Source organism: Acetonema longum DSM 6540 (assembly GCF_000219125.1).
GTDB classification, from domain to species: Bacteria; Bacillota; Negativicutes; order Sporomusales; family Acetonemataceae; genus Acetonema; species Acetonema longum.
The window spans coordinates 1-3535 of sequence record NZ_AFGF01000296.1 but is presented as its reverse complement, the minus strand read 5'-3'; the positions used below and the strand labels follow the sequence as shown (position 1 = coordinate 3535).

The 3535-nt window shown below is 49.2% G+C and carries 3 protein-coding genes; all 3 read left to right on the top strand.

Annotated elements, in window-relative coordinates:
* The first annotated feature begins 115 nt into the window (after positions 1-115).
* A complete protein-coding gene (locus tag ALO_RS21150; protein WP_004100250.1) occupies positions 116-523 on the top strand; it encodes a LapA family protein in 408 nt (135 codons plus the stop codon).
* A 112-nt stretch (positions 524-635) separates the two neighbouring features.
* A complete protein-coding gene (locus ALO_RS20615) occupies positions 636-2846 on the top strand; it encodes a RelA/SpoT family protein (protein ID WP_004100248.1) in 2211 nt (736 codons plus the stop codon).
* Entirely contained in the window at positions 2846-3295 is a 450-nt protein-coding gene (gene dtd / locus ALO_RS20610; RefSeq protein WP_004100246.1) for a D-aminoacyl-tRNA deacylase, read from the top strand. The genes ALO_RS20615 and dtd overlap by 1 nt, the downstream gene beginning before the upstream one ends.
* Positions 3296-3535 lie beyond the last annotated feature (240 nt).

Genomic DNA, 3535 nt, shown 5'->3' with positions numbered 1-3535 from the left:
TAAGCCCGCCCGCAGGGACAACGAAGCAGATGGGCCTTTTTCAACGATTCCCTGAGGGATGGTTGCTTTTGTCAATTTATCAATCTCCAGCCAGACGAGGAAAGGATTCTATCAGATGAGAGAGAATATTATTCACAGTAATTTTTTTTATTTTGAGGTGATCTATATGCAGTTTTTGACTTTTACCGCACTGGTCTTTTCTTTAGCAGTTGCAGTTTTTGCTATACAGAACGCCGCTCCGGTTGCCGTTCATTTTGCTGTTTGGGGTTTTGAGACTTCGTTGGTCATCGTTATTTTGGGTTCGGCCACTTTGGGGGCCCTGGCAATTCTTTCCCTGGCAGCTTTAGCGCAGGTTCGGCTGCGCTGGGCCCTGCACCGCGCTCATCAACGGATTGATGAGCTGGAAACCCAATTGGCGGAGCAGCAGGAAAAATTAGAACAAAAAGCAAACCCTGAATCAGGCACGGCGGGTCAACTGACGGCGGATAACGATGATGGCCGGTTTGACAGCGCTTTTTCATAAGCTCGCCCGGAGAAGAAACCTTTGCGTTTTTCTATGGGGAGTTTGGGAGAAGGCTTTCAGTGCTGCATAGATACAGTATACAAATGCAGAAAGAGTTTCGGGAAGGCGAGGTATGGGCGTGGTCACTGAAGCTAAGGTCACGGTAGATGACATTATAAGACAAGTCCAGGTTTATCAACCGGAAATGGCTGTTGATCTGCTGCGCAAGGCCTATGCTGTCGCCTGTGAGGCACACAAGGGGCAGTTGAGGGTTTCGGGAGAGGAATACATTATTCATCCGGTGGGAGTGGCTAAAATACTGGCGGATTTACAAATTGACGCCACGACAATCAGCGCCGCTATCCTGCATGATGTAGTGGAAGACACTTTTATTACCCTTGAGGATATCGAAAAAAAATTCGGCAAGGAAGTCGCAATGCTGGTGGACGGGGTGACCAAGCTTAGCCGGATTGAGTATAAGTCGAAAGAAGAGCAGCAACTGGAAAACTATCGTAAGATGCTGCTGGCCATGGCTAAAGATCTTCGGGTAGTGCTGATTAAATTAGCTGATCGTCTCCATAATATGCGGACACTCAAGTTTATGCCCGAGGTCAAACAGAAGCGTATCGCCAGGGAAACTCTGGAAATCTATGCCCCTTTGGCTCACAGGCTGGGTATGTCCAATATTAAATGGGAAATGGAAGACTTGTCCTTTCGGTATTTGGAGCCGGAAAGATACTACGAATTGGTGGAAAAAGTAAAACAAAAACGACAGGAACGACAGGATATTATTGACGAAGCCATCCGAATTTTATCTGACCGGCTGGCCGATATGGGAATTAAAGCTGAAATTCAGGGCCGCCCCAAGCACTTTTACAGCATCTACAAAAAAATGCAAAAGGATCATAAGGACATCAATGAAATTTATGATCTGTCAGCTGTGAGAGTCCTGGTAGAGACCGTAAAAGACTGTTACGGCGCCCTGGGAATTGTTCATACCTTGTGGAAACCCATTCCTCTGCGGTTTAAAGATTACATAGCCATGCCCAAATCCAACATGTACCAATCGCTGCACACCACGGTGATCGGCACCCGGGGACAGCCTTTGGAGATACAGATCCGCACCTGGGAGATGCACCGCACCTCCGAGTACGGCATTGCGGCTCACTGGCGCTACAAAGAAGGCACTAAAAACAGCGGCAAAGATTTTGACCAAAAGCTATCCTGGCTGCGGCAACTTTTGGAATGGCAGCAGGATCTCAGAGACCCTCGGGAGTTTGTCGAGACGGTTAAACTTGATGTGTTTTCCGATGAGGTTTTCGTTTTTACTCCTAAGGGTGATGTGATCGACCTGCCTGCCGGCTCTGTTCCCCTTGATTTCGCCTATCGCATTCATACCGATGTGGGGCATCGTTGCGTTGGAGCACGGGTCAACGGCAAGATTGTGCCCTTGGAGCATAAATTGGCTAACGGCGATATCGTCGAAATCATCACCGCTAAGAACAGCAACGGACCCAGCCGGGACTGGCTGAACATCGTAGGTTCTTCCGAAACTCGCAATAAAATTCGTCAGTGGTTTAAGAAGGAAAAACGCGAGGAAAATATTCTTAAAGGATGGGAAATCCTGGAACGGGAAGGCAAAAAATTCGGCGAAGAATGGCGTGAGATTCTCAAAGGCGACCGGCTGACGGATTTAGCCCAAAAATGGAATATGGCCACAGAGGAAGACCTGCTGGCGGCGCTGGGCTATGGCGGCATTGCCGCCCATGGGGTCATGATTAAACTTGTCGAAGCATATAAGAAAGAGACGAGAAACAGTACCCCGCCGGATGTAAAGCAACTCATCGCCGACTTAAAGCCAAAGCGGACAAAGAGTAAAGCCGGTCATGGCGTTCTGGTCAAAGGAGAATCAGGGGTCATGGTCAAACTGGCTCGCTGCTGCAATCCGGTTCCTGACGATCTGATTGTAGGCTATATAACCCGGGGCCGGGGAGTGTCCATTCACCGGGCGGATTGTTCCAATATATTGAACAGCCTGGAGGAGTATGATCGCATGATCGACGTGAGCTGGGACATAGCCGCCGACGATGTGTATAAGGTGACTGTCGAAATTACCGGCATGGACCGGCCCGGATTACTGGCGGATGTGATGATGATTGCCTCGGAAATCAAGCTGAATGTCAGTTCGGTGAATGCCAGGGCCCATAAAAATAAAACAGCAACCATTACTCTTATCCTGGAAATTAAGAGTTTGAGCGAATTGGAACAAATTATGACCAAAATGCGGCGGGTGCGGGACGTTTATCGGGTTCATCGCGCCACGGCCAGTGCGGGAGGTGCCTGATGCGCGCGGTTGTTCAACGTACTGATGAGGCTTGTGTGACTGTAGACGGCCAGTCTATTGCTAAAATCGGCCCGGGTCTGACGGTGCTTTTGGGCATAGGAACGAATGATACGGTGCAAGATATACAATATCTGGCAGAAAAAATAATGAATCTGCGAATTTTTTCCGATGAGACCGGTAAGATGAACCGGTCTGTGCTGGATGTCAGGGGAGAACTGCTGGTGGTTTCCCAGTTTACTCTGTTCGCTGATTGCCGTAAAGGCCGGCGTCCCAGTTTTGACGCAGCAGCGCCCCCTCAGATGGCCAAAGAACTGTATGAAGCATTTATTGCGCTTTGCCGGGATATGGGAGGCGTCGTTATGTGCGGTCAATTCCAGGCGGAAATGATCGTGCGGCTGGCTAATCACGGCCCGGTGACTATACTACTCGACAGCAAACGTTTGTTTTAGGGGACCGTTGAAAAAGGCCCATCTGCGTTACTTCAGCCTCCTGCGGGCGGGCTCGTTCAGAAAACATCCCTTTTTGGTTTCGAATGCAGTAGTTTATTTTGCTGTGACTCCACCGGAAAGTGATTTGTTTTCTTCCTGATCTCACGATGCTCCGCATCTTTCTAGTATCGACGTACCCTGCGAACGTACAGTCTCACGCCCGTCCTCGTCGCGCTGTATCAGAATTTGTGTTTTTTCGGT

Coding starts and splice junctions, on each gene's coding strand:
- ALO_RS21150 (WP_004100250.1), top strand. CDS start 116: ATGAGAGAGAATATTATTCACAGTAATTTTTTTTATTTTGAGGTGATC.
- dtd (WP_004100246.1), top strand. CDS start 2,846: ATGCGCGCGGTTGTTCAACGTACTGATGAGGCTTGTGTGACTGTAGAC.
- ALO_RS20615 (WP_004100248.1), top strand. CDS start 636: ATGGGCGTGGTCACTGAAGCTAAGGTCACGGTAGATGACATTATAAGA.